The organism is Pseudomonas sp. MYb118 (assembly GCF_040947875.1).
Classification (GTDB): domain Bacteria; phylum Pseudomonadota; class Gammaproteobacteria; order Pseudomonadales; family Pseudomonadaceae; genus Aquipseudomonas.
The window spans coordinates 1581140-1604562 of the sequence record NZ_JBFRXN010000002.1 but is presented as its reverse complement, the minus strand read 5'-3'; the positions used below and the strand labels follow the sequence as shown (position 1 = coordinate 1604562).

Here is a 23423-nt window from a genome sequence, read left to right as displayed (position 1 = left end):
CGCGAGCAAGCTCGCTCCTACAGGGTTATCTGGGCGTTATTTCAGGCTGACCTTGGAATAGTCCTGCCGCCCGAACGGGCTCACCGCATACCCGGTGACGTCCTTGCGCGTGAGGGCGAAAGCCGTCGGGTGGGCCAGGGGCAGCCAGAGCGCCTGCTGCTGGATCTGCGCCTGGGCCTGTTCATACAGCTTGGTGCGCACGCCTTGTTCCGAGGTGGTCTTGCCGGCGCTGATCAACTTGTCCAGGTCCTGGTTGCAGTACCGGGCGAAGTTGGTCCCGGACTTGACCGCGGCGCAGGAAAACTGCGGCGTGAGGAAGTTGTCCGGATCGCCGTTGTCGCCGGCCCAGCCCATGAACAGCAGATCGTGCTCACCGGCCTTGGCCCGGCGAATCAGCTCGCCCCATTCGATCACGCGAATTTCCGCCTGGATGCCGATTTCCGCGAGGTCCGATTGCAGCATCTGTGCACCCAGGCTCGGGTTGGGGTTCAGCAGGCTGCCGGATGGACGAGTCCAGATGGTGGTCTGGAAACCTTCCTTGAGCCCGGCCTTGGCCATCAGGGCCTTGGCCTTGTCGACATCATGGGCATAGCCCGGCAGGTTTTTCGCGTAGCTCCAGGTGTTGGGCGGGTAGGGGCCGTTGGCCGCTTCGGCGGTGTCTTCGAACACGGCCTTGAGGTAATTGGCCTTGTCGAACGCCAGGTTGATGGCCTGGCGCACTTCAGGCTTGTCCAGCGGTGGGTGCTGGCTGTTGATGCCGACGAACGCGGTCATGAAGGCGTCGGTCTTTTCCACCTTCAGGGTCGGTTCTTGCAAGGCAGCCTGCACGTCCAGCGGTTTGGGCGACAGGGCGATCTGGCATTCGTTGCGCCGCAACTTTTGCAGGCGAACGTTGGCGTCCGGGGTGATGGCGAAGACCAGCGGGTCTACCGACGGTTTGCCGCCGAAGTAGTCCGGGTTGGCCTTGTAGCGAACCGCAGCGTCTTTCTGGAAGCGCGTGAACACGAATGGCCCGGTGCCGATCGGCTGGCTGTTGAGCTTCTCAGGCGTGCCGGCTTTCATCAGTTTGTCGGCGTACTCGGCGGAGTAGATCGAAGCGAAGCCCATGCTGAGGGTGGCCAGGAACGTCGAGTCCGCGTGGTCCAGGGAAAAGCGCACGGTCAGTGGGTCCAGCGCGTCGATCTTCTTGATCAGCGTCGGCAACTGCATCGACTGCGCGTGCGGGAAGCCGCTCTGGGCGATTTTGTGCCAGGGGTTGGCCGGGTCGAGCATGCGATCGAAGCTGAATTTCACGTCTTCGGCGGTCAGTTCGCGGGTCGGGCTGAAGTAGTCGGTGCGATGGAACTTCACTTTCGGGCGCAGCTTGAACACGTAGGTCAGGCCGTCGGGGGTGACTTCCCAGCTTTCGGCCAGCCCCGCGACCACCTTGCCGCTGGTGGTGTCGAAGTCCACCAGGCGATTCATCAGCACATCGGCCGAAGCGTTGGTGGTCGTCAGCGAATTGTATTGCACCACGTCGAACCCTTCCGGGCTGGCCTCGGTGCACACACTCAGGGCGGCGGCATGGGCCAGTGGGCTCATCAGGAGCGGGGCGAGCAACAGCGGTAGGGCAGCAAGGCGCATGGTCGGATTCCTTTACAGATCGAAGGCCCATCTGCAAGTGCAGTCTGGAAAAGGCTTACCCTAGTGGGCTGCTTGGCAAATGACTATCCCCTTTTTCATTTTAGGGCGACTATAGCCACCTGATTCCACTGGCGCCGAGAGTCAGAAGCTTCGGGTTCATGGGTGGGGCGATTCTCTGCGACGAGCGGTCGAAAGCGCCGACAGCCTTTGTCCAAGGCTTCTTGCGCCCGAAAATTGGGCTTTTTATTGATTCAGCGCACACCGAATGTTGTTGCACCCCGGTCTTTCTGGTATAAAGCAGCGCTCTTTTCTAGGGGCCCGGTTCCTTCACTGTAGGTGTAGCCGGTAAGACCTCTAAAGAATCGCGGCGCCTGGCGCCACAATGACTAGAGATTAAGCGGCCAACCCATGCCGGGTTGGGCATGTGGTTTTAGAGGGCTGAGGCATGTCTAGAGTATGTCAAGTTACCGGTAAGGGTCCGGTGACTGGGAACAACATTTCCCACGCAAACAACAAAACCCGTCGTCGTTTCCTGCCAAACCTGCAGCATCACCGCTTCTGGGTTGAAGAAGAGAAACGTTTCGTGCGTCTGCGCGTATCTGCCAAAGGCATGCGTATCATCGACAAGCGCGGCATCACTGTCGTGCTGGCCGAACTGCGCAAAGCTGGCAAGGTTTAAGGGAGCTAATCATGCGTGAATTGATTCGTTTGATCTCGAGCGCCGGTACTGGTCACTTCTACACTACCGACAAGAACAAGCGCACTACTCCGGACAAAATCGAGATCAAGAAATTTGATCCGGTTGTTCGCAAGCACGTGATCTACAAAGAAGGCAAAATCAAGTAATTGATTTTCCCCTCTTGTGAAAAAGGCCCGTATCGCGAGATACGGGCCTTTTTTGTGCCTGGTGGTTTTGTGTTGTCTGTTCCGGCCTCATCGCTGTAGGAGCGGGCTTGCCCGCGATGAGGCCAGTGGCATCTACAAAAAACTCATGCCTTCTGCTCAAACGCCACATAAATCTTGCGGCACGGCTCCAGCACTTCCCAGGTGCCGCGGAATCCGGCCGGAATGACGAAGCGATCACCGGCGCGCACGGTCTTGGCGTTGCCATCGTTGTCGCGCAGCACCGAAACGCCCTGGACGATTTCGCAGTACTCGTGCTCGGTGAAATTGACCTGCCACTGGCCGACCGCGCCTTCCCACACGCCGGCATTCAGCTGACCGCACGGGCTGTTGTAGTGGTTGAACACGGCCTGCTCGGGGTCGCCCTTGAGGATCTTCGCCGGGTCCGGGCGGTAGCGTTCAGGCTCGGTGATGGCCTGGCTGAAGTCGACGATGTTCTGGATGCTCATTGTTGTAATCCCCCGTGATTGCGGCGCGAGTGGCTGGAAGGTCCAAAGTCTATGTTTATTAAATTGAACACCGCAAGTCCGTTTGCCGACCTTATGTCAAATATATTGAAACAACCCCGCTCACTGGTTTAGGGTGGCGGTTGCTCTGGGCCGAATAGCAGGCTGGCCAGGCAGAATTGCCGGGGGCGTCGGCGAAAACCGCGCGGCGCTCGTATTCAATAAGAGGAGGACACTCGAATGACCACCCTGACTCGTGCCGATTGGGAGCAACGTGCTCGCGATCTGAAGATCGAAGGCCGTGCGTACATCAATGGCGAATACACCGATGCCGTCTCCGGCGAGACCTTCGAGTGCATCAGCCCGGTCGATGGCCGTCTGCTGGGCAAGATTGCCGCCTGCGACGTCGCCGACGCCCAGCGCGCCGTCGAAAATGCCCGCGCCACCTTCAATTCCGGCGTCTGGTCGCGCCTGGCGCCGACCAAACGCAAAGCCACCATGATTCGTTTTGCCGGCCTGCTCAAGCAGCATGCCGAAGAGCTGGCCTTGCTGGAAACCCTGGACATGGGCAAGCCGATCAGCGACTCCCTGTACATCGACGTTCCCGGCGCAGCGCAAGCCCTGAGCTGGAGCGGCGAGGCCATCGACAAGATCTACGACGAAGTCGCCGCGACCCCGCACGACCAGTTGGGCCTGGTCACCCGCGAACCTGTGGGTGTGGTCGGTGCCATCGTGCCGTGGAACTTCCCGCTGATGATGGCCTGCTGGAAACTGGGTCCGGCGCTGTCGACCGGTAACTCGGTGGTGCTCAAGCCGTCGGAAAAATCCCCGCTGACCGCCATCCGCATCGCTGCGCTGGCCGTTGAAGCCGGTATCCCCAAAGGCGTGCTGAACGTGCTGCCGGGTTACGGCCACACCGTCGGCAAGGCGTTGGGCCTGCATAACGACGTCGATACCCTGGTGTTCACCGGTTCCACCAAGATCGCCAAGCAACTGCTGGTCTACTCCGGCGAGTCGAACATGAAACGCGTCTGGCTCGAAGCCGGCGGCAAGAGCCCGAACATCGTGTTCGCCGATGCCCCGGATCTGCAAGCCGCCGCCGAAGCAGCAGCCGGGGCCATCGCCTTCAACCAGGGTGAGGTCTGCACGGCGGGTTCGCGTCTGCTGGTCGAGCGTTCGATCAAGGACAAATTCCTGCCACTGGTGATCGAGGCCCTGAAAACCTGGAAGCCGGGCAATCCGCTGGACCCGGCGACCAACGTCGGTGCGCTGGTCGATACCCAGCAGATGAACACCGTGCTGTCCTACATCGAGTCCGGCCACAACGACGGCGCCAAGCTGGTGGCCGGTGGCAAGCGTACGCTTCAGGAAACCGGTGGCACCTATGTTGAGCCGACGATTTTCGACGGCGTCAGCAACGCAATGAAGATCGCCCAGGAAGAAATCTTTGGTCCGGTGCTGTCGGTTATCGCTTTCGACACCGCCGAGGAAGCCGTCGCGATTGCCAACGACACGCCGTATGGTCTGGCAGCCGCCGTGTGGACCCAGGACATCTCCAAGGCGCACCTGACCGCCCGTGCACTGCGTGCCGGCAGCGTGTGGGTCAACCAGTACGATGGCGGCGACATGACCGCGCCGTTCGGTGGCTTCAAGCAGTCGGGCAACGGCCGCGACAAGTCGCTGCATGCGTTCGACAAGTACACCGAGCTGAAGGCGACCTGGATCAAGTTGTAACGTGTAGCGGGCCCCGATCATGTCGGGGCTCAACACAAATCCCCTGTGGGAGCGAGCCTGCTCGCGATAGCGGTATGACAGTCGACGTCAATGTTGAATGTTGCTCCGTCATCGCGAGCAGGCTCGCTCCCACAGTGTTTTTTTGTCGTGCAGAATAATTATCCACAGGAGCGTGGAACATGCGTTGGGCGACTTATTTCGCCGTGTTGGCCTCTGTCTTGAGCGTTGGCCTGGCCCTGGGGGTCAGCATGCCGCTGGTGTCCTTTCGCCTGGAAGGCTGGGGTTACGGCTCGTTCGCCATTGGTGTCATGGCGGCGATGCCGGCGATCGGCGTGTTGCTGGGGGCGAAGATCTCCAGTCACCTGGCCGCGCGCCTGGGCACCGCCAACCTGATGCGCCTGTGCCTGTGGGCCGGGGCCGCTTCCATCGGTTTGCTGGCGCTGCTGCCCAGCTATCCGGTGTGGCTGGTGCTGCGCCTGATGATCGGGGTGATCCTGACCCTGGTGTTCATCCTTGGCGAAAGCTGGATCAACCAGTTGGTGGTCGAACAATGGCGCGGGCGCCTGGTGGCGCTGTATGGCAGCAGCTACGCGCTGAGCCAGCTGGCCGGCCCGGTGCTGCTGGGCCTGCTGGGCACCGAACACGATTACGGCTTCTGGGTCGGCGTTGGCCTGCTCACGGCAGCGCCGTTCCTGTTGCTGGGCCGCAGCGGCGCACCGAGCAGCGATGCGTGCAGCGTGACCTTCGGCGACCTGTGGGGCTTTTGTCGCGGGTTGCCGGCCATTGCCTGGGGCGTGTCACTGTTCGCCGCGTTCGAAGCGATGATTCTGACCCTGCTGCCGGTCTATTGCCTGCAACAGGGCTTCACCACGGAAATCGCCCTGGCGATGGTCAGTACCGTGGTCGTCGGGGATGCCTTGTTGCAACTGCCGATTGGTGCGCTGGCCGATCGCCTGTCGCGTCGGACCCTGTTCACCGGTTGCGCGGTGGTGCTGCTGATTTCCAGCCTGGCCATTCCGATGCTGCTCGATACCCTGCTGATCTGGCCGTTGTGGGTGCTGTTCGGCGCCAGTGCCGGCGGGTTGTTCACCTTGTCGCTGATCCTGATCGGCGAGCGTTATCGCGACGATGCGCTGGTGCGGGCCAACGCGCACATCGCGCAACTGTGGGGTGTGGGTTGCCTGGTCGGGCCGTTGGTGGCCGGAGCGGGTAGCCAGTGGATCAGCGGCCACGCCTTGCCATTGTTCATGGCGGCGGGAGCGTTGGGGCTGGTGATCCTGCTGACGCGCCAGGGGGCGTTCGGCACGGTGGCCGAGCCGGCCTGAATTTGACCTGTTCCCCCCCCCTGTAGGAGCGAGCTTGCTCGCGAAGCGGTGGATCAGATTGAGATGATGCCGCCTGACACACCGCATCGCGAGCAAGCTCGCTCCTACAGGGAGAGTTCCGCGAGCAGGCGTGGTCCCCCAGGGGAAGTTGATCGTGAGGGCTACAACATCTTCTCCAACCCCACCGCCTTGCTGATCCACGCATTGAAGCGGCGCCAGTAGCTGCCCGGCTCGCGGGTCAGGGTGTGCATCTGGCCGTTATCTTCGGTGACCCAGACGATCTTGCCGTCTTGCAGTTTCACTTCGTAGCTCAGCGGCGGCGCCATACCTTCCAGTGCTGCCTTGCGTACATGGGCCGCCAGCTCGGGGCTGTCTACCAGCACGCCGACCTCGGTGTTCCACAGCACTGACCGCGGGTCGAAATTGAACGAGCCGATGAAGGATTTCTGCTGATCGAAGATCATCGCCTTGCTGTGCAGGCTGGAGTCGGAGCCGCGGAACGACTTGCTGTAGAAGATATGCGGCCCGCTGCCGCCGCCTTCGCCGGGCTGGCGGCGCAGTTCGTAGAGCTTCACGCCATGTTCCAGCAGCGCCCGGCGATAGGGTGCGTAACCGCCGTGCACCGCCGGTACGTCGGTGGCCTCCAGGGAGTTGGTCAGCAGGCTGACGGAAACCCCGGCATCGGCTCGCCCTGTGAGGTAAACCAGGCCTGGCTGGCCGGGCACGAAGTACGCCGAGATCATGATCAGCTCTTTGCTGACTCCGGTGAGTTCGGGGGCCAGTTGGGTGGTCAGCAGCAGGTGCGGGTCAGGTTCGCCGTCTGCCAGGACCTTGCTCGGTGCGTCCCACAAGGCCTGGTTCCAGGCCCAGATCAGTTCGCGGCGCCAGATGTCCAGGCGCGGCTGGGTGGTGTAGGTCATCAGTTGTTGATACAGCAGGTGATTCTGTTTGCGCGTCTCCTCCAATGATTCTTCCAGGCGCGTACGGGTATTTTGCAGGTCCTTTTGTGTGGGCTTGCTCGACAGGAATTCGTCGATCGGCTTGCTCAGCGCGCTGTTCCAGTACTGGTCGAAGCTGTGCCCCAACTGCTCGGCGACCGGGCCGACGCTCAGCATGTCGATGTCCGTGAAATTCAGGTTCGGTTCGGCATCGAAATACTCGTCGCCCAGGTTGCGACCGCCGACGATGGCGGCGCTGTTGTCCGCCAGCCACAACTTGTTGTGCATGCGCCGGTGTTGCTGCGAAAGGTTGAACAGCCGGCCCATGGCCCGCGTCACGCCGGTGGAGCGGCCCAGGTGCAAGGGGTTGAACAGGCGGATCTGGATCTGCGGATGCGCGGCCAGCGTGGCGATGATCCAGTCCAGGCCATCGCTGGTGGTGTCGTCGAGCAGGATTCTGACGCGAACCCCGCGGTCGGCGGCCTTGAGCAATTCATCCACCAGCATGCGCGTGCTGATGCCGTCGTGGACGATGTAGTACTGCAAATCGAGGCTGCTTTGCGCGTTGCGGATCAGTTCGGCCCGGGCCATGAAGGCTTCGCCGCTGTTGGACAGCAGGCGAAAGCCCGACTTGCCGGCGTAGGGCGCCGCCTGCGCCTGGATCGAGCGGCCGAAGGCCGAGTCACTGGCCGGCAGCGCCTGGCTGGGCTGGCGTTGCACATCGAGGCTGGCACAACCGCCCAGAAGCGAGGCGAGTAACAGAAGAGCGAGCAGGGGCTGTCTGACTCTCACGTAGGATCGTTCCGAATGGCGGCAGGTGTCGGCATATGGACGCTGAATTACGCGGAAAAGTCAGTCAGTGAAACTGTCATTTTCCGCGAGCAGTTTGATGGCTGCAGCGCCCACCTTGCGCACCGCTTCTTCGATCTGCGGTGTTGGCTTGGCAGCGTAGTTCATCCGCAGGCAATTGCGATACTTGCCCGAGGCGGAAAAGATGCTGCCCACGGCAATCTGTACGCCCTGGTCGTGCAGCGCGCGGTTGAGTTTCAAGGTGTCGAAGCCGTCGGGCAGTTCCACCCAGAGCATGAAGCTGCCTTGTGGGCGGCTGGCGCGGGTGCCCGCGGGGAAATAACGACTGACCCAGTCGATCATCATGTCGCGATTGCGCTGGTATTGCGTGCGCATCCGCCGCAAATGCGGTTCGAAATGCCCGGCCTTGAGGAATTCGGCGATGGCGATCTGCGGTTGCGGCGCGGTGGAGCCGGTGCAGATGTATTTCATGTGCAGCACCCGCTCCAGGTAGCGGCCCGGCGCGACCCAGCCGATACGCAGACCGGGCGCCAGGGTCTTGGAAAATGAACTGCACAGCAGGACGCGGCCGTCTTCGTCGAAGGATTTGATGGTGCGCGGACGAGGGTAGTTGTAGGCGAGTTCGCCATACACATCATCCTCGATGATCGCCACGTCGAAACGCTGCGCCAGGCTCAACAACGCGCGTTTGCGCGACTCCGGCATGATGTAGCCCAGCGGGTTGTTGCAGTTGGGGGTCAACTGTATGACCTTGATCGGCCATTGTTCCAGTGCCAGCTCCAGCGCATCGAGGCTGATGCCGGTGAGCGGGTCGGTGGGAATTTCCAGGGCCTTCATGTTCAGGCCCTTGAGTGTCTGCATGGCGCCATGAAAGCTCGGGGAATCCACGGCGACGATATCGCCGGGCTCGCAGATGGCGCGAATGCTGGTCGACAGCGCCTCGTGGCAACCGGTGGTGACCACCAGGTCGTTGGCGGTCAACTGGCTGCCGGAGGCGAGCATCAGGCGGGCGATCTGCTCGCGCAGTTCGAGGGTGCCATGGATGTTGTCGTAATACAGGCCCGGCATGTCCTGCCGCCGGCTGATACGCGCGAGGTTGCGCAGCAAGGGTTTCATGGTCGGTGAAGTGATGTCGGGCATGCCCCGGCCCAGTTGCACCACGTCCTTGCGCGGCACCGCGCGGATCAGCTCCAGCACCTGATCCCACTGGGAAATGTCCACCGGACGCTGGGCCGGGCGACCGATTGCCGGCAACTCCGGCAGTTCACGACCGACCGGCACGAAGTAGCCGGACTTGGGCTTGGGCATCGCCAGGCCGCTGTCCTCCAGCATCCGGTACGCCTGTTGCACCGTGCTCAGGCTGACCCCGTGTTCCACACTCAAGGCCCGCACCGAGGGCAGCCGGTCGCCGGGGCGATAGAAGCCTTGTTCGATACGCGTGCCGAGCAATTCGGCGAGGTTGACGTAAAGGGTCATGGCGCAGTCTCGGTGTGGGTGATTCGGGCGACCAGTACAGATCGCGTCAAAAAGGCTGATTCAGTGGAAGAATCGGCAAATCTGTATGGAATTAATACCTGTGCTTTGAATCTGTAATGCTTTTCGTCGTCCACGCATCATAAAGCCCTGGCTACCCAAGTAAACAGGAGCAATCAAAATGAACGGCTTGAGCGATTTGCGGCTGACGTTACGCAGTCAGGAACTAGAGGCAGGGCAGAACAACGAAGCGCGTGAGGCGCCGATGCGCAACGTCGCGACCGGCCTGAGCCGCTGGGCCCTGTTCCGGCATCGTCTGCATACGCGCAAGGCGTTGCTCGACCTGACGCCGGCGCAGCTCAAGGACATTGGCTTGACCCGGGAGCAGGCGTTGGAGGAGGGGTTGAAGCCGTTTTGGCGGATCTGATTTTTGCGGTGCCTGTGCCCGCCCCATCGCGAGCAAGCTCGCTCCTACAGGAATCTGTATGCACCGGATCCCTGTAGGAGCGAGCTTGCTCGCGATGGGGCCGGTACCGACGCTACAAATCTGTCAGACCAACTCCTTGAACCGATGCCACAACATCCCCAACGCCAGCAACGGCGAACGCAGATGCCGCCCCCCCGGGAACGTCATGTGTGGCACCTTGGCAAACAGGTCGAACCCGCCACTGTGCTGGCCGCTGATGGCCTCGGCCAGCAACTTGCCCGCCAGGTGTGTGGCGTTCACGCCATGGCCGGAATAGGCCTGGGCGTAATACACATTCGGATGATCCTTGAGCCGGCCGATCTGTGGCAGGCGATTGGCGCCGATGCCGATCATCCCGCCCCATTGATAGTCGATCTTCACCGCGTCCAGTTGCGGGAACACTTCGAGCATCTTCGGGCGCATGTAGGCGGCGATGTCCTTGGGGTCGCGCCCTGAATAATGGCAGGCACCACCGAACAGCAGGCGCCGGTCGGCCGAGAGCCGGTAGTAATCCAGCGCCACGCGCTGGTCGCACACCGCCATGTTCTGCGGCAGCAGCGCGTGGGCCAGCCCTTCGCTCAAGGGCTCGGTGGCGATGATGTAGCTGCCGGCGGGCAGCACTTTGCCGCTCAGTTCTGCGTTGAGCTGGTTGAGATAGGCATTGCAACCCAGCACCAGGGTCTTGACGCGCACCGAGCCCTGGGCGGTGCGCACTTTCACTTCGGGGCCGTAGTCGATGCCGGTCACCGCCGATTGTTCGAACAACTGCACGCCCAGTTGCTGCGCGGCGGCGGCTTCGCCCAGGGCCAGATTCAGCGGGTGCAGATGCCCCGAGCCCATGTCGATCAAGCCACCGACGTAGCGCTTGGAACCCACCACCGTGTGCATTTCATCGGCCGCCAACAAACGTGTCTCGTAGCGATAACCCAGACTGCGCAGTTCCTCGGCGTCTTCGGCAAAGCCTTCCAGGTCGCGGGGCTTGTTGGCGAGGTCGCAGTAGCCCCACGTCAGGTCGCAGGAAATCTGAAAACGCTCGACGCGCTGGCGAACGATTTCCACTGCTTCCAGGCCCATGAGTTTCATCTGACGCACGCCGTCGGTGCCGATCACGTTGGCGAATTGATCAAGGCCGTGACCGACCCCGCGAATCAGTTGCCCGCCATTGCGCCCGCTGGCGCCCCAGCCGATCTTGCGGGCTTCGAGCAACACCACCTTGAGGCCGCGTTCGGCCAGCTCCAGTGCGGTGTTCAGCCCGGAAAAACCGCCACCGACCACGCAGACATCGGCCACCACTTCGCCGCTCAGGACCGGATGATCGGGCTGTGGCAGGCTGCTGGCGGCGTAGTACGAGGCGGTGTGCTGGGCACGGGCATTCATGCGCATCATCCTGATTGGTGTGTCTATAAAATTTGACGGAGCATAAGCCGGGCCTTCCTGCGCAGGCAACATCGGTCGGTTATGGCTGTCTGGAAGGGGGCTTATGCGGCAGAATCGCGCTGTATTCCGCTTGTGGGTCCGCCTGGATGAGTTGCAACAGTCAGAAAATTCGCACGCTGCGCCAGCAGATTCCCTCGTTCGAGTGCGTCCCCGGCTGCCATGACTGTTGCGGGCCGGTGACCACCTCGCCCGAAGAGATGTCCCGCCTGCCGCGCAAGACCCGCGCGGAGCAGGATGCGGCCATGGAAGAGCTCAACTGTGTGCACCTGGGGCCGGATGGCTGCACGGTGTATGCAGAGCGGCCGCTGATCTGCCGGCTGTTCGGCACCACCAAAACACTGCCATGCCCGAATGGGCGGGGGCCGGTGGAGCTGATTCACCCGCGGGTGGAGAAGCAGGTGTTCGAGTACATGGCGGGGAATCGGCAGGTGTTGGTCTGACGGGAGACCGAGTCGAGCCCATCGCGGGCAAGCCCGCTCCCACAGGGGCTTGTGGTGAACACAAACCTTGTGAGCGACACAAAACTCTGTAGGAGCGGGCTTGCCCGCGATGAGGCCCTAACAGGCCCCACACACCTCAATCCGGAATCGGCAAACTCAAACTCTCCTTCACCTCTTCCATCACGATATAGCTCTTGGACTCGCGCACATGCGGCAGCTTGAGCAGGATGTCGCCCAGCAGCTTGCGGTACGAGGCCATCTCGGAGATCCGCGCCTTCACCAGATAGTCGAAGTCCCCCGACACCAGGTGGCATTCCAGCACATGGGGCAGTTTCAGCACGGCGCGTCGGAATTCTTCGAAAGTGTCGCCGGATTTGTAATCGAGGCTGATCTCGACAAACACCAGCAGGCTGCCCTTGAGGTGTTGCGGGTTGAGCCGGGCGTTGTAGCCCATGATGATCCCCTCGCGCTCCAGCCGTCGGACCCGCTCGGTGCAGGGGGTGGTCGACAGCCCGACTTTTTCCCCCAGCTCGGTGAAGGAGATACGCCCGTCCGCTTGCAGAATGCGCAGGATGTTGCGGTCGATCTTGTCCAGCTCGCGTTTGGTCTGAGTGTTGGTACGCATAGGGGATGCGCCTCCGTGAAAAGCGTTTTTGCCGAGAATTCTCGCCAAATATAGGCGTTTATATAGTGAAATGCACTGGCTGTTCTTTTTTACACTGCCCACATCTATGGTCTGCACAACAAACGTCAGCGGCGTGCCGCGATGAGGGATATGAAAATGCGCGTTATGGTCTTGGGTAGCGGCGTCATCGGCACCACCAGTGCTTATTATCTGGCGCGTGCCGGGTTTGAAGTGGTGGTGGTGGACCGTCAGCCGGCTGCTGCCATGGAGACCAGTTTCGCCAACGCCGGGCAGGTATCGCCTGGTTATGCCTCGCCGTGGGCCGCCCCGGGTGTGCCGCTCAAGGCCATCAAGTGGCTGTTGCAGCGCCACGCTCCGCTGGCGATCAAGGCCACCGCCGACGTCGACCAATACCTGTGGATGGCGCAGATGCTGCGCAACTGCACCGCCAGCCGTTATGCGGTGAACAAGGAGCGCATGGTGCGCCTGTCCGAGTACAGCCGCGACTGCCTCGACGAGCTGCGCGCCGAAACCGGTATCGCCTACGAAGGCCGCAGCCTGGGCACGACCCAGCTGTTCCGCACCCAGGCTCAGCTCGATGGCGCCGCGAAAGACATCGCTGTGCTGAAAGAGTCGGGCGTGCCGTTCGAACTGCTCGACCGCGAAGGCATTGCCCGCGTTGAACCGGCCCTGGCCAACGTTACCGACATTCTGGCCGGTGCCCTGCGCCTGCCGAACGACCAGACCGGCGACTGCCAGATGTTCACCACGCGCCTGGCCGAAATGGCGGTCAAGCTCGGTGTGGAATTCCGCTTTGGCCAGGACATCCAGCGCCTGGACTACGCCGGTGATCGCATCAACGGCGTGTGGATCGACGGCAAGCTGGAAACCGCCGATCGCTACGTGCTGGCGCTCGGCAGCTACTCGCCGCAACTGCTCAAGCCGCTGGGCATCCGCGCGCCGGTGTACCCACTCAAGGGTTACTCGCTGACCGTGCCGATCACCAACCCGGCGATGGCCCCGACGTCGACCATTCTCGACGAGACCTACAAGGTCGCGATCACCCGTTTCGACAACCGCATCCGCGTGGGCGGCATGGCGGAGATTGCCGGTTTTGACCTGTCGCTCAACCCGCGTCGACGCGAAACCCTGGAGATGATCGTCAACGACCTTTATCCTCAGGGCGGCAATCTGGCCGAGGCCAGCTTCTGGACCGGCCTGCGTCCGACCACGCCGGATGGCACGCCAATCGTGGGCGCGACCCCGTTCGGCAACCTGTTCCTGAACACCGGTCACGGCACCCTCGGCTGGACCATGGCGTGCGGCTCCGGTCGCTTGCTGGCAGACCTGATGGCGAAGAAAACCCCGCAGATCAGCGCCGAAGGCCTCGATATTTCCCGTTATGGCAGCAAAATCCAGGAGTCCGCAAAGCATGTCAATCCAGCGCCAGCTCACCAATGAGCGCATGAGCCAGATCGTTGTCCACGGCGGCACCGTTTATCTGGCAGGGCAAGTCGGCGACGACATGAATGCCGGGATTGAACAACAAACCCGTGAAACCCTGGCCAACATCGAGCGCATGCTGGATCTGGCCGGGACCGACAAGAGTCGTTTGCTCTCGGTGACGATTTACCTGAAGGACATCGACGCGCACTTCGCCGGCATGAACGCCGTGTGGGACGCCTGGCTGCCCAAAGGCGTCGCCCCGGCCCGCGCCACTGTGGAGGCGAAGCTGTGCGAACCGCAAATCCTGGTCGAGCTGTCCGTGGTCGCTGCGCTGCCATAACCGCTCGCCACCTGCATAAAGATCCCTCTCCCGGCGCTGTTGGCGGTTACGCTGCCAGCCAGCGCCGGTTTTTATTCTCACGTCCGCCTAGAAGCCTGCCGCCATGCGTCCAGCCCGTGCCCTGATCGACCTCCAAGCCCTGCGTCATAACTACCGCATCGCCCGCGAAACCACGGGTGTCCGCGCGCTCGCGGTGATCAAGGCCGATGCCTATGGGCATGGCGCGGTGCGTTGCGCCCAGGCGCTGGAAGCCGAGGCGGACGGCTTTGCCGTGGCCTGCATCGAAGAAGCGCTGGAGCTGCGCGCCGCCGGCATCCGCGCACCGGTGCTGTTGCTGGAAGGTTTTTTTGAAGCCGATGAGCTGGGGCTGATCGTCGAGCATGACTTCTGGTGCGTGGTGCATTCGCTGTGGCAGCTCGAAGCCATTGAAAAGGCCTCGCTGAGCAAACCCATTGCGGTGTGGCTCAAACTCGATTCGGGCATGCACCGGGTCGGCCTGCACCCCAAGGATTACCAGGGCGCATACCAACGGCTGCTGGCCAGCGGCAAAGTGGCGAAGATCGTGCTGATGAGCCACTTCGCCCGTGCCGACGAGCTGCACAGCCAGGCCAGCACCGAGCAAGTGGCGGTTTTTGAAGCGGCGCGCCAGGGCCTGGCGGCGGAGGTCAGCCTGCGTAACTCGCCGGCCGTGCTTGGCTGGCCGCAGATTCCCAGTGACTGGGTACGCCCGGGGATCATGCTCTACGGCGCCACGCCGTTCGAAGAAGCCAACGTGGTGGCCTCGCGCCTGCAACCGGTGATGACCCTGGAATCGAAAGTGATCTGCGTGCGTGAATTGCCGGCCGGCGAGCCGATCGGCTACGGCGCGCGCTTCATCACCGACAAACCGATGCGCGTCGGAGTGGTGGCCATGGGTTACGCCGATGGTTATCCGCGCCAGGCACCGACCGGCACGCCGGTGCTGGTGGCCGGGCAGCGCAGCCGCCTGATCGGCCGGGTGTCGATGGACATGCTGTGCATCGACCTGACCGATGTGCCACAGGCGGGCCTGGGGTCGCCCGTTGAATTGTGGGGTAAAAACATCCTGGCCAGCGACGTCGCGGCTGCGGCTGACACGATTCCTTACCAGATCTTCTGCAACCTGCGTCGAGTGCCAAAGCTCTATTCCGGGGATTGAGCCCAGGCTGGACGGATTGCAAGGCCGGGATTGGGGGCCAAGTGTTGTAAATACTGAACGCTGTCGCCATGATGACGCTCAATATTCCTACAACATGATTCCCTGGAGGCTCCAGCCTTGGACGTCGGTGAACGACTGCAATCCATCCGTAAGCTCAAAGGTCTTTCGCAGCGTGAACTCGCCAAACGCGCGGGCGTCACCAACAGCACCATTTCGATGATCGAGAAGAACAGCGTCAGCCCTTCGATCAGTTCGCTGCGCAAGGTCCTGGGCGGGATTCCCATGTCCATGGTCGAGTTCTTTTCCGAAGAGATCCTGCAGGAAGTCCCGACCCAGATCGTCTACAAGGCCAACGAGCTGATCGACATCTCCGATGGCTCGGTGACCATGAAGCTGGTCGGCCGCGCGCACCCGAGCCGTGCAATCGCGTTCCTCACCGAGGTGTACCCGCCGGGCGCCGATACCGGTGACGAAATGCTCACCCATGAAGGCGAAGAAACCGGAATCCTGGTGGAAGGGCGGCTGGAGTTGGTGGTCGGCCTGGAAACTTTTGTGCTCGAAGCCGGCGATAGCTACTACTTTGAGAGTACCAAGCCGCATCGTTTCCGTAATCCGTTCGACGTGCCGGCGCGACTAATCAGCGCAGCTACACCGGCGAATTTCTAAGAGAAGAGGCGTCCTGCCAGCATGGCAGCGGCACCCAAAGGGTTTTTCCGTGGCGCAACAAGACCCCTTCGACTTTGGGGTTGTTTCAGAGCGACGGGCTAACCGTTATACTTGCGCCCGCCTGCGAACCGTGGCCGTAGGCGTGACTAGCCACCATGAGGGTGAACGCGTGAACCTAATTATGAAAATGCTGGCTGTACCAGCAACCGTATTGGCCCTATGGGCTGCCAGCGCTCAAGCTGCGACCAATGACGACATCGCAAAACGCATCGAGCCTGTTGGCCAGGTCTGTGTGACCGGTCAGGAGTGCAAGGGCATGGAAGTGGCCGCCTCTGCTGGCGGTGGCGGCGCGAAGTCTCCGGACGACGTGATTGCCAAACACTGCAACGCTTGCCACGGTACCGGCCTGCTGGGCGCGCCTAAAATCGGCGATGCCGCTGCCTGGAAAGAGCGCGCTGACCACCAGGGCGGCCTCGACGGCATCCTGGCCAAAGCCATCACCGGCATCAACGCCATGCCACCAAAAGGCACCTGCGCTGACTGCACCGATGACGAGCTCAAAGGCGCCATCCAGAAGATGTCTGGCCTGAAGTAATCGCTTCACGCCAAAAAAAGCCGCTTTCGAGCGGCTTTTTTGTGCCCGCAAGGTTTATCGCCCCCCTGTAGGAGCGAGCTTGCTCGCGATAGCGGTGTATCAGCCGGCATCATTGTTGGGTGTTGAATCGCAATCGCGAGCAAGCTCGCTCCTACAGGGGACAATTCAACACTGTTCAATGCAGCAAACACCCGTCAATCTCGGTCCAACCCCAAACGCCAAGGGAGGATCAGATGGTGCAGCTGTGTTCTATCGAGCAAGCGGTCGATGAGGTGTTGGCGCGGTTGCCAGCGCATATCCACATGGGTCTGCCGTTGGGGCTGGGCAAGCCCAACCCGTTCGTCAACGCCTTGTTCCGGCGCGTGGCGCAGTTGCCCGAGCGGCAGCTGACGGTCTATACCGCGCTCTGCCTGGGCCGGCCGGCGTTGGGCGATGGTTTGCAGAAACGCTTCCTCGAGCCCTTTGTCGAGCGGGTGTTCGGTGACTATCCGGAACTGGAATTCCTCGCCGCCCTGCGCCAGAACAACCTGCCGGCCAACATCCACATCCAGCAGTTCTTCATGCAGCCCGGCAGCCTGTTGCACAGCGAGACGGCCCAGCAGGACTACGTCAGCAGCAACTACAGCCATGCCGCGCGGGACATCAATGCCGCCGGCCTCAACCTGGTGGCGCAGATGGTCGCCAGCCACGGCGACCACCCGGATCGCCTGAGCCTGAGCTGCAACCCGGACATCACCCTCGATCTGTTGCCGATGATCGCCAGGCGCCGGGCGGCGGGGGAGACCGTCCTGCTGGTGGGCCAGGTGCACAATGACTTGCCCTACATGCCGGGCGACGCAGAGGTCGGCATGGATACCTTCGACCTGCTGATCGACGAGAAGGACAGCACCACGCTGTTCTCCACGCCCAACATGCCCGTGGGTTTCCAGGATCATTTCATCGGCCTGCATGCCAGTACCCTGGTACGTGATGGCGGCACCCTGCAGATCGGTATCGGTGCCATGGGCGACGCGCTGACCGCCGCGTTGCTCGCCCGCCAGGCGGATAACGACGGCTACAAGGCGCTACTGGGCGATGTGAATCTCAGCCAGTGGGCGCAACTGATCAAGCGCGAAGGCGGCCTCGAACCGTTCGCCCAGGGCCTGTACGGCTGCAGCGAAATGTTCGTCAACGGCCTGCTGGTGCTGGCCGAGGCCGGCATCATTCGGCGCAAAGTCTACCCGGACGTGCCGACCCAGCAACAGGCGAATGCCGGCACCCTCGACGAAGCGGCGCAAACCGATGGCATCTCGGTGCATGGCGGCTTTTTCCTCGGCCCGCGCAGTTTCTACGAGCGCCTGCGCGAGTTGCCCCAGAGCAAGCGCCTCGAATTCAACATGACCCGCATCAGCTACATCAACGAGCTGTATGGCCAGGAAGAGCTCAAGCGCTTGCAGCGCCTCGATGCGCGGTTCATCAACACCGTGTTCACCATGACCCTGCTCGGCGCCGGCGTGGCCGATCAGCTCGAGGACGGGCGAGTGCTCAGCGGTGTCGGCGGGCAATACAACTTCGTCGCCCAGGGCCACGCCCTGGAAGGCGCGCGCTCGATCCTGCTGCTGCGCAGCTGGCGCGAGTCGGGGGGCGAGGTCAGTTCCAACATCGTCTGGGAGTACGGCCATTGCACGATCCCTAGGCACCTGCGCGACATCGTGGTCACCGAGTACGGCATCGCCGACCTGCGTGGCCAGACCGATGCGGCGGTGATCGAGGCGCTGTTGAACATCAGCGATTCGCGCTTCCAGCCAAGGCTGATCGAGCAGGCAAAGAACGCAGGCAAATTGCCGAAGACGTTTGCCATCGACCCGCGGTTTGCCGACAACACCCCGGAGCGCTTGCAGGCGATCGCGGCGCGCCATCCTCAGCTGTTCCCGGAGTACCCGCTGGGTTGTGATTTCACCGCGCAGGAGCGCGACCTGTTGCGGGCGCTGAACTGGTTGAAGAGCAAGTTCAAGCTCAGTGAGGTGCTGGAGTTGGGCAAGGCGGCGCTGGATGCGCCTGCGCCGGAAGAGTTTGCGGAGCACCTGGAGAGGATGCAACTGACCCAGCCCGATGGGCTGAAAGAGGAGCTGTTCCAGCGGCTGTTGCTCACGGGCCTTAAGGCCACCGCCCGATAGCAGACAACCTGCAAAATCAACTGTGGGAGCGAGCCTGCTCGCGATGAGGTCCTGTCATTCAACACTGATGTTGGCTGACAGTCCGCTATCGCGAGCAGGCTCGCTCCCACAGGGGCAAGACTTGCCGTTCGGCAGTGTTACTCGATGAAGGTCACAACCCCACCCGCCAGCGACTTCACCCGCGCCAGCGATTCAACCCGGTAACCCTGCGCGTCCAGCTCGGCACGGCCGCCCTGGAACGACTTCTCGATCACGATCCCCAGGCCCGCCACGGTGGCACCGGCCTGCTTGATGATCGAGATCAGCGCCTGGGACGCCTTACCGTTGGCCAGGAAGTCGTCGATGATCAGCACGCGGTCGCTGCTGGTCAGGTGGCGCGGGGAGATTGCCACGGTGCTTTCGGTCTGCTTGGTGAACGAGTACACGGTCGCCGACAGCAGGTTTTCGGTCAGGGTGAGGGACTGGTGCTTGCGCGCGAAAATCACCGGTACGCCCAGGTTCAGGCCGGTCATGATCGCCGGAGCGATGCCCGAGGCTTCGATGGTGACGATCTTGGTGATGCCCGAATCCTTGAACAGCGCGGCGAATTCGTCGCCGATCAGCTTCATCAGGGCCGGGTCGATCTGGTGGTTCAGAAAGGCGTCGACTTTCAGGACCTGGTCGGAAAGCACGATGCCTTCTTCGCGGATTTTTTTGTGCAGGGCTTCCATGAAGCTGTCCTCATTTGACGCCGTCGGCGTCGAAGGTCTAGTAAAAGTGGTCAATTCTAGCGCTTTAACATCGCGCGTATATCTGCCAATGCAGTATTGCCGCGAACGGCTTTGACTTCGGTTGGCGTGTCGTCGGTGCCTTCCCAGGCCAGGTCGTCCGGCGGCAGTTCATCAAGGAAGCGGCTGGGGGCACAGTCGATGATCTCGCCGTACTGCTTGCGCTTGGCGGCGAAGGTGAACGCCAGGGTCTGACGGGCGCGGGTAATGCCCACGTAGGCCAGGCGCCGCTCTTCCTCGATGGTGTCGGCTTCGATACTGGAGCGGTGCGGGAGGATTTCCTCTTCCATGCCCATGATGAACACGTAGGGGAATTCCAGGCCCTTGGATGCATGCAAGGTCATCATCTGCACGCCTTCGGCACCGTCTTCCTCTTCCTGCTGACGCTCCAGCATATCGCGCAGGACCAGTTTGCCGATGGCGTCCTCGACGGTCATTTCGCCGTCTTCGTCTTTTTCCAGGGTGTTCTTCAAGGCTTCGATCAGGAACCAGACGTTGCTCATCCGGTAGTCCGCGGCCTTGTCGCTGGAACTGTTGGTGCGCAGCCAGTTCTCGTAGTCGATGTCCATGACCATGCTGCGCAGCGCCGAGATCGGGTCTTCGCCGGCGCATTGCTCGCGCACCTTGTCCATGAAGCGCTTGAAGCGCGACAGGCGATCGGTGAAGCGACTGTCCAGATGCTCGCCCAGGCCGATCTCGTCGGTGGCGGCGTACATCGAAATCTTGCGTTCGGTGGCGTAGTTGCCGAGCTTTTCCAGGGTGGTCGAACCGATTTCCCGGCGCGGCACGTTGATCACCCGCAGGAAGGCGTTGTCGTCGTCCGGGTTTACGATCAGGCGGAAGTAGGCCATCAGGTCCTTCACTTCCTGGCGTCCGAAAAAGCTGTTGCCGCCGGACAGGCGATACGGCACCTGGTGATGCTGCAGCTTCAGTTCGATCAGCTTGGCCTGGTAGTTACCGCGGTACAGGATCGCAAAATCGCTGTAGGGCCGGTCGGTGCGCAGGTGCAGGCTGAGGATTTCCATGGCCACGCGCTCGGCTTCGGCGTCTTCATTGCGGCAGCGGATCACGCGGATCTCGTCGCCGTGGCCCATTTCACTCCACAGCTGCTTTTCGAATTCGTGGGGGTTGTTCGAAATCAGCACGTTGGCGCAGCGCAGGATGCGACTGGTGGAGCGGTAGTTCTGCTCGAGCATCACCACTTTCAGGGAGGGGTAGTCTTCCTTGAGCAGCATCAGGTTTTCCGGCCGCGCGCCGCGCCAGGCGTAGATCGACTGGTCGTCGTCGCCTACCACGGTGAACTGGTTGCGCGTGCCGATGAGCATTTTCACCAGCAGGTACTGGCTGGCGTTGGTGTCCTGGTATTCGTCCACCAGCAGGTAGCGCACCTTGTTCTGCCACTTTTCCAGAATGTCGGCGTGCTCTTCGAACAGCTTCACCGGCAGCAGGATCAGGTCGTCGAAGTCCACCGCGTTGAACGCCTTGAGCGTGCGCTGGTAGTGGGTGTAGACGATGGCGGCGGTCTGCTCCTTGGGGTTGCGGGCGTTTTCCAGGGCCACGGCCGGCAGGATCAGGTCGTTTTTCCAGGCGCCGATCATGTTCTTGATCTCGTCGACGCCGTCGTCGCCCGAGTATTCCTTCTGCATGATGTCGGTCATCAGGGCTTTGACGTCAGTTTCGTCAAAGATCGAGAAGCCCGGTTTGTAGCCCAGCCGCACGTGTTCCTTGCGGATGATGTTCAGGCCCAGGTTGTGGAACGTGCACACCGTCAGGCCCCGGCCTTCACCGGCGCGCAGCAGGGTGCCGACCCGTTCCTTCATCTCGCGCGCAGCCTTGTTGGTAAAGGTCATGGCGACGATGTACTGCGCGCGAATGCCGCAGTTCTGGATCAGGTGGGCGATCTTGCGCGTGATTACACTGGTCTTGCCGGAGCCTGCACCGGCGAGCACCAAAAGAGGGCCGCCGACGTAGTTCACGGCTTCTTGCTGCCGGGGATTGAGTCGGGACATAGGTCGATTCAGGGGTCAGTCACGAAATGGGCCGGCATTTTAACAGGCTCACAGATTTGTGCTGCTCTCTCCGACTTGTGACGTAACACGCGATTCATATTTGCCGGTTTTGTTACTTTCACGCAGGATGCGCAAGGAATTTACGTCTAATGTACGTAATTCCGGATACAAGGATCCCGTTTGATAACTGATGTCGTTTGGTCATTGGTTGTCAGCACGGCATAATGCCAGCCGCCTACATCATTGCAGAGTCTAGGGAGCAAGCTTGTCTACGCCTGTCGAACCCTTGCGTTTGCTGCTACTGGCTGAAGAGCCAGCGTGGGCAGCGTTGTTGCGCGAGTGTCTGGCTCCGATGGGGAGCTCGGCCGTGCTCATCAGCGCTCCGAGCTGGGAATCGGTCAGCACTCTGTTCGACGACAACCGCAGCGCGGTGTTGTTGACGGTCCCGGCGCTTCAACCGGCGCCGGGCCGGTGCAATCTGCCGACGGTGTTGCTGCTCGAACAGGAGCCGCAACTGCCGCCCGATGGCGTGAGCGACTGGTTGGTACGCGATCATCTTGATGCGGGCATGCTGCGCCGCTGCCTGCGCCACGTGCGCGAGCGTGGTTTGCTGGAGCACACCCTGCAACGCCTGGCGGAACAGGATCCCTTGACCGGCATCGCCAACCGCCAGGGCTTCCAGACCCTGCTGGCCGCGCGGCTCGCGGAAAACGAAGGGCGGGGCGTGGCCCTGGGGCACCTGGACCTCGACAACTTCCGCCATGCCAACGACGCCCTTGGCCACCAGGCCGGCGACCGGCTGATCCTGCAAGTGGTCGCACGCCTGAAAAGCCAGCTCGAAGCCGGTGATCAACTGGCGCGCCTGGGCAGCGACGAATTCGCCCTGCTGATCGACACCCGCCGTGCGCCACAACGCGCCGAATGGATGGCTGAACGCATCACCGAAGCCCTGGCCGAACCCTACTGGGTCGACGGCGAAAGCCTGCTCATCGGCTCCAGCCTGGGCATCGCCCACGCCCGTGCCCAGGCCGGCGCCGACCCGCTGATGTGGCACGCGCACATCGCCATGCAGCAGGCCAAGAGCACCCAGGGCTGCACCTTCCACATCTTCAACGAACGCATCAACCGCAATGCCCGCAGCATGGCTGACCTCGAAAGCGAGCTGCGCCGGGCGTTGCGCCGCGATGAGCTGGAACTGCATTACCAGCCACGCCTGAACCTGGAAGACGGCCAGATCGTCGGCCTCGAAGCCCTGGTGCGCTGGCGCCACGCCGAACGCGGCTTGCTACCACCGAGCGAATTCGTGCCGCTGGCCGAGCAGAGCGGCTTAATCGTGCCGCTGGGTTACTGGGTGATCTCCCGCGCGTTGCGCGACATGCAGGTGCTGCGCGAACGTGGCCTGCCGGCGCTGCACATGGCGATCAACCTGTCGTTCCGCCAGTTCCAGGACAGCCAGTTGCTGTCGACCCTGAGCCGGCTGATCGCCGAACGGGGCGTCGAGGCGCAATGGCTGGAATTCGAACTGACCGAAACCGCCGTCATGCGCCGCAGCGACCTGGTGCAACAGACCATGGACGCCCTCGGGCGCCTGGGCGTGCGTTTCTCCCTCGACGACTTCGGCACCGGCTTCTCGTCCTTCGTGCACCTCAACAGCCTGCCGATCGCCTTGCTGAAGGTCGACAAGAGCTTTGTCGGCGGCATGGAATCACGCGAAGAGAACCGCAAGCTGGTCCACGCCATGATCAACCTGGCGCACAACCTCAATCTGGAAGTGGTCGCCGAGGGCGTGGAAACCGAAGAGCAACTGGACTTGTTGCGCGGCTTTGGCTGCGATCAGGTGCAGGGCTACCTGATCAGCAAGCCGCTGCCGCTGGCGGAGCTGGTGGAATACCTGAGCTTTGGCAGCAGCCAGCAGCCGGTGTTGGAAATCGTCGGCTAGGCAGGCTGTAACTGGGCTTGAATATCAAACTGTGGGAGCGACGGTGCGACGATTCGACCTGCTCGCGATGGAGTGTCAGTCGACGGTAATGTCACTGATAGAACATCG

21 protein-coding genes are annotated in these 23423 nt (G+C 62.0%); 13 read left to right on the top strand and 8 right to left on the bottom strand.

From position 1 onward, the window contains the following. Window positions 1-36: 36 nt before the first annotated feature. Window positions 37-1623 carry an ABC transporter substrate-binding protein gene (locus ABVN20_RS13280; RefSeq protein WP_368556128.1) on the bottom strand — a complete coding sequence of 529 codons (1587 nt, stop codon included), beginning with the start codon at window positions 1621-1623 and terminating at the stop codon, window positions 37-39. Window positions 1624-2068: 445 nt separating this feature from the next. On the opposite strand from ABVN20_RS13280, the gene rpmB reads away from it, so the two are divergent. Together rpmB and rpmG are read left to right on the top strand one after the other, a co-directional pair. Further along, window positions 2069-2302, top strand: a complete 234-nt coding sequence (rpmB, locus tag ABVN20_RS13275) for a 50S ribosomal protein L28 (RefSeq protein WP_224541973.1) — start codon at window positions 2069-2071, stop codon at window positions 2300-2302. 11 nt (window positions 2303-2313) lie between these two features. Further along, window positions 2314-2469 (top strand): 50S ribosomal protein L33, encoded by a 156-nt coding sequence (rpmG, locus tag ABVN20_RS13270; RefSeq protein WP_007894709.1) that lies wholly within the window; start codon window positions 2314-2316, stop codon window positions 2467-2469. Between the two features lie 143 nt (window positions 2470-2612). Here the strand turns inward: rpmG and ABVN20_RS13265 are convergent, their stop codons facing one another. Beyond that, complete coding sequence (locus ABVN20_RS13265) at window positions 2613-2975, bottom strand: cupin domain-containing protein (protein ID WP_368556126.1); 363 nt, start codon at window positions 2973-2975, stop codon at window positions 2613-2615. A 237-nt stretch (window positions 2976-3212) separates the two neighbouring features. Here ABVN20_RS13265 and ABVN20_RS13260 point away from each other — a divergent pair, with 237 nt between their 5' ends. Beyond that, a complete protein-coding gene (locus tag ABVN20_RS13260; protein ID WP_368556124.1) occupies window positions 3213-4706 on the top strand; it encodes an aldehyde dehydrogenase in 1494 nt (497 codons plus the stop codon). 179 nt (window positions 4707-4885) lie between these two features. Next, window positions 4886-6031, top strand: coding sequence for an MFS transporter (locus tag ABVN20_RS13255; protein ID WP_368556122.1), 1146 nt, complete (start codon window positions 4886-4888; stop codon window positions 6029-6031). A 161-nt stretch (window positions 6032-6192) separates the two neighbouring features. Here ABVN20_RS13255 and ABVN20_RS13250 read toward each other — a convergent pair whose 3' ends face one another. Next, window positions 6193-7761 (bottom strand): phospholipase D family protein, encoded by a 1569-nt coding sequence (locus ABVN20_RS13250; RefSeq protein ID WP_368556121.1) that lies wholly within the window; start codon window positions 7759-7761, stop codon window positions 6193-6195. Window positions 7762-7821: 60 nt separating this feature from the next. Continuing rightward, the gene (locus ABVN20_RS13245) at window positions 7822-9255 is read right to left on the bottom strand and encodes a PLP-dependent aminotransferase family protein (protein ID WP_368556120.1); all 1434 of its coding nucleotides are present in this window, start codon (window positions 9253-9255) and stop codon (window positions 7822-7824) included. 178 nt (window positions 9256-9433) lie between these two features. Here ABVN20_RS13245 and ABVN20_RS13240 point away from each other — a divergent pair, with 178 nt between their 5' ends. Next, entirely contained in the window at window positions 9434-9679 is a 246-nt protein-coding gene (locus ABVN20_RS13240; RefSeq protein ID WP_368556118.1) for a DUF1127 domain-containing protein, read from the top strand. 123 nt (window positions 9680-9802) lie between these two features. Here the strand turns inward: ABVN20_RS13240 and ABVN20_RS13235 are convergent, their stop codons facing one another. Further along, a complete protein-coding gene (locus ABVN20_RS13235; RefSeq protein ID WP_368556116.1) occupies window positions 9803-11095 on the bottom strand; it encodes an NAD(P)/FAD-dependent oxidoreductase in 1293 nt (430 codons plus the stop codon). Window positions 11096-11241: 146 nt separating this feature from the next. Between ABVN20_RS13235 and ABVN20_RS13230 the strand changes: the two genes are divergently transcribed. Further along, window positions 11242-11595: a YkgJ family cysteine cluster protein gene (locus ABVN20_RS13230; protein ID WP_368556115.1), complete on the top strand. Its 354-nt coding sequence runs from the start codon at window positions 11242-11244 to the stop codon at window positions 11593-11595. 136 nt (window positions 11596-11731) lie between these two features. Here the strand turns inward: ABVN20_RS13230 and ABVN20_RS13225 are convergent, their stop codons facing one another. Further along, on the bottom strand, window positions 11732-12220 hold the full coding sequence (locus ABVN20_RS13225) for an Lrp/AsnC ligand binding domain-containing protein (RefSeq protein ID WP_003177284.1): 489 nt from the start codon (window positions 12218-12220) through the stop codon (window positions 11732-11734). A 156-nt stretch (window positions 12221-12376) separates the two neighbouring features. On the opposite strand from ABVN20_RS13225, the gene dadA reads away from it, so the two are divergent. The 6 genes from dadA to ABVN20_RS13195 all read left to right on the top strand — a co-directional run bounded on the left by dadA (window position 12377) and on the right by ABVN20_RS13195 (window position 18600). Then, window positions 12377-13681 (top strand): D-amino acid dehydrogenase, encoded by a 1305-nt coding sequence (gene dadA, locus ABVN20_RS13220; RefSeq protein WP_368556114.1) that lies wholly within the window; start codon window positions 12377-12379, stop codon window positions 13679-13681. After that, window positions 13653-14006, top strand: a complete 354-nt coding sequence (locus ABVN20_RS13215; protein WP_368556113.1) for a RidA family protein — start codon at window positions 13653-13655, stop codon at window positions 14004-14006. The genes dadA and ABVN20_RS13215 overlap by 29 nt, the downstream gene beginning before the upstream one ends. Window positions 14007-14109: 103 nt before the next feature. Further along, window positions 14110-15183, top strand: a complete 1074-nt coding sequence (gene alr / locus ABVN20_RS13210) for an alanine racemase (protein WP_368556112.1) — start codon at window positions 14110-14112, stop codon at window positions 15181-15183. Between the two features lie 117 nt (window positions 15184-15300). Further along, complete coding sequence (locus ABVN20_RS13205; RefSeq protein WP_368556111.1) at window positions 15301-15849, top strand: cupin domain-containing protein; 549 nt, start codon at window positions 15301-15303, stop codon at window positions 15847-15849. A 181-nt stretch (window positions 15850-16030) separates the two neighbouring features. Beyond that, the gene (locus tag ABVN20_RS13200; protein WP_368556109.1) at window positions 16031-16444 is read left to right on the top strand and encodes a cytochrome c5 family protein; all 414 of its coding nucleotides are present in this window, start codon (window positions 16031-16033) and stop codon (window positions 16442-16444) included. 233 nt (window positions 16445-16677) lie between these two features. After that, on the top strand, window positions 16678-18600 hold the full coding sequence (locus ABVN20_RS13195) for an acetyl-CoA hydrolase/transferase C-terminal domain-containing protein (RefSeq protein WP_368556108.1): 1923 nt from the start codon (window positions 16678-16680) through the stop codon (window positions 18598-18600). Window positions 18601-18737: 137 nt separating this feature from the next. On the opposite strand, the gene ABVN20_RS13190 is transcribed toward ABVN20_RS13195, so the two are convergent. Then, window positions 18738-19310, bottom strand: a complete 573-nt coding sequence (locus ABVN20_RS13190; RefSeq protein WP_368556107.1) for a xanthine phosphoribosyltransferase — start codon at window positions 19308-19310, stop codon at window positions 18738-18740. A gap of 56 nt (window positions 19311-19366) precedes the next feature. Continuing rightward, window positions 19367-21376 (bottom strand): DNA helicase Rep, encoded by a 2010-nt coding sequence (gene rep / locus ABVN20_RS13185; RefSeq protein ID WP_368556106.1) that lies wholly within the window; start codon window positions 21374-21376, stop codon window positions 19367-19369. A gap of 265 nt (window positions 21377-21641) precedes the next feature. Here rep and ABVN20_RS13180 point away from each other — a divergent pair, with 265 nt between their 5' ends. Beyond that, the gene (locus ABVN20_RS13180; protein WP_368556105.1) at window positions 21642-23315 is read left to right on the top strand and encodes a putative bifunctional diguanylate cyclase/phosphodiesterase; all 1674 of its coding nucleotides are present in this window, start codon (window positions 21642-21644) and stop codon (window positions 23313-23315) included. The last annotated feature ends 108 nt before the right edge of the window (window positions 23316-23423 follow it).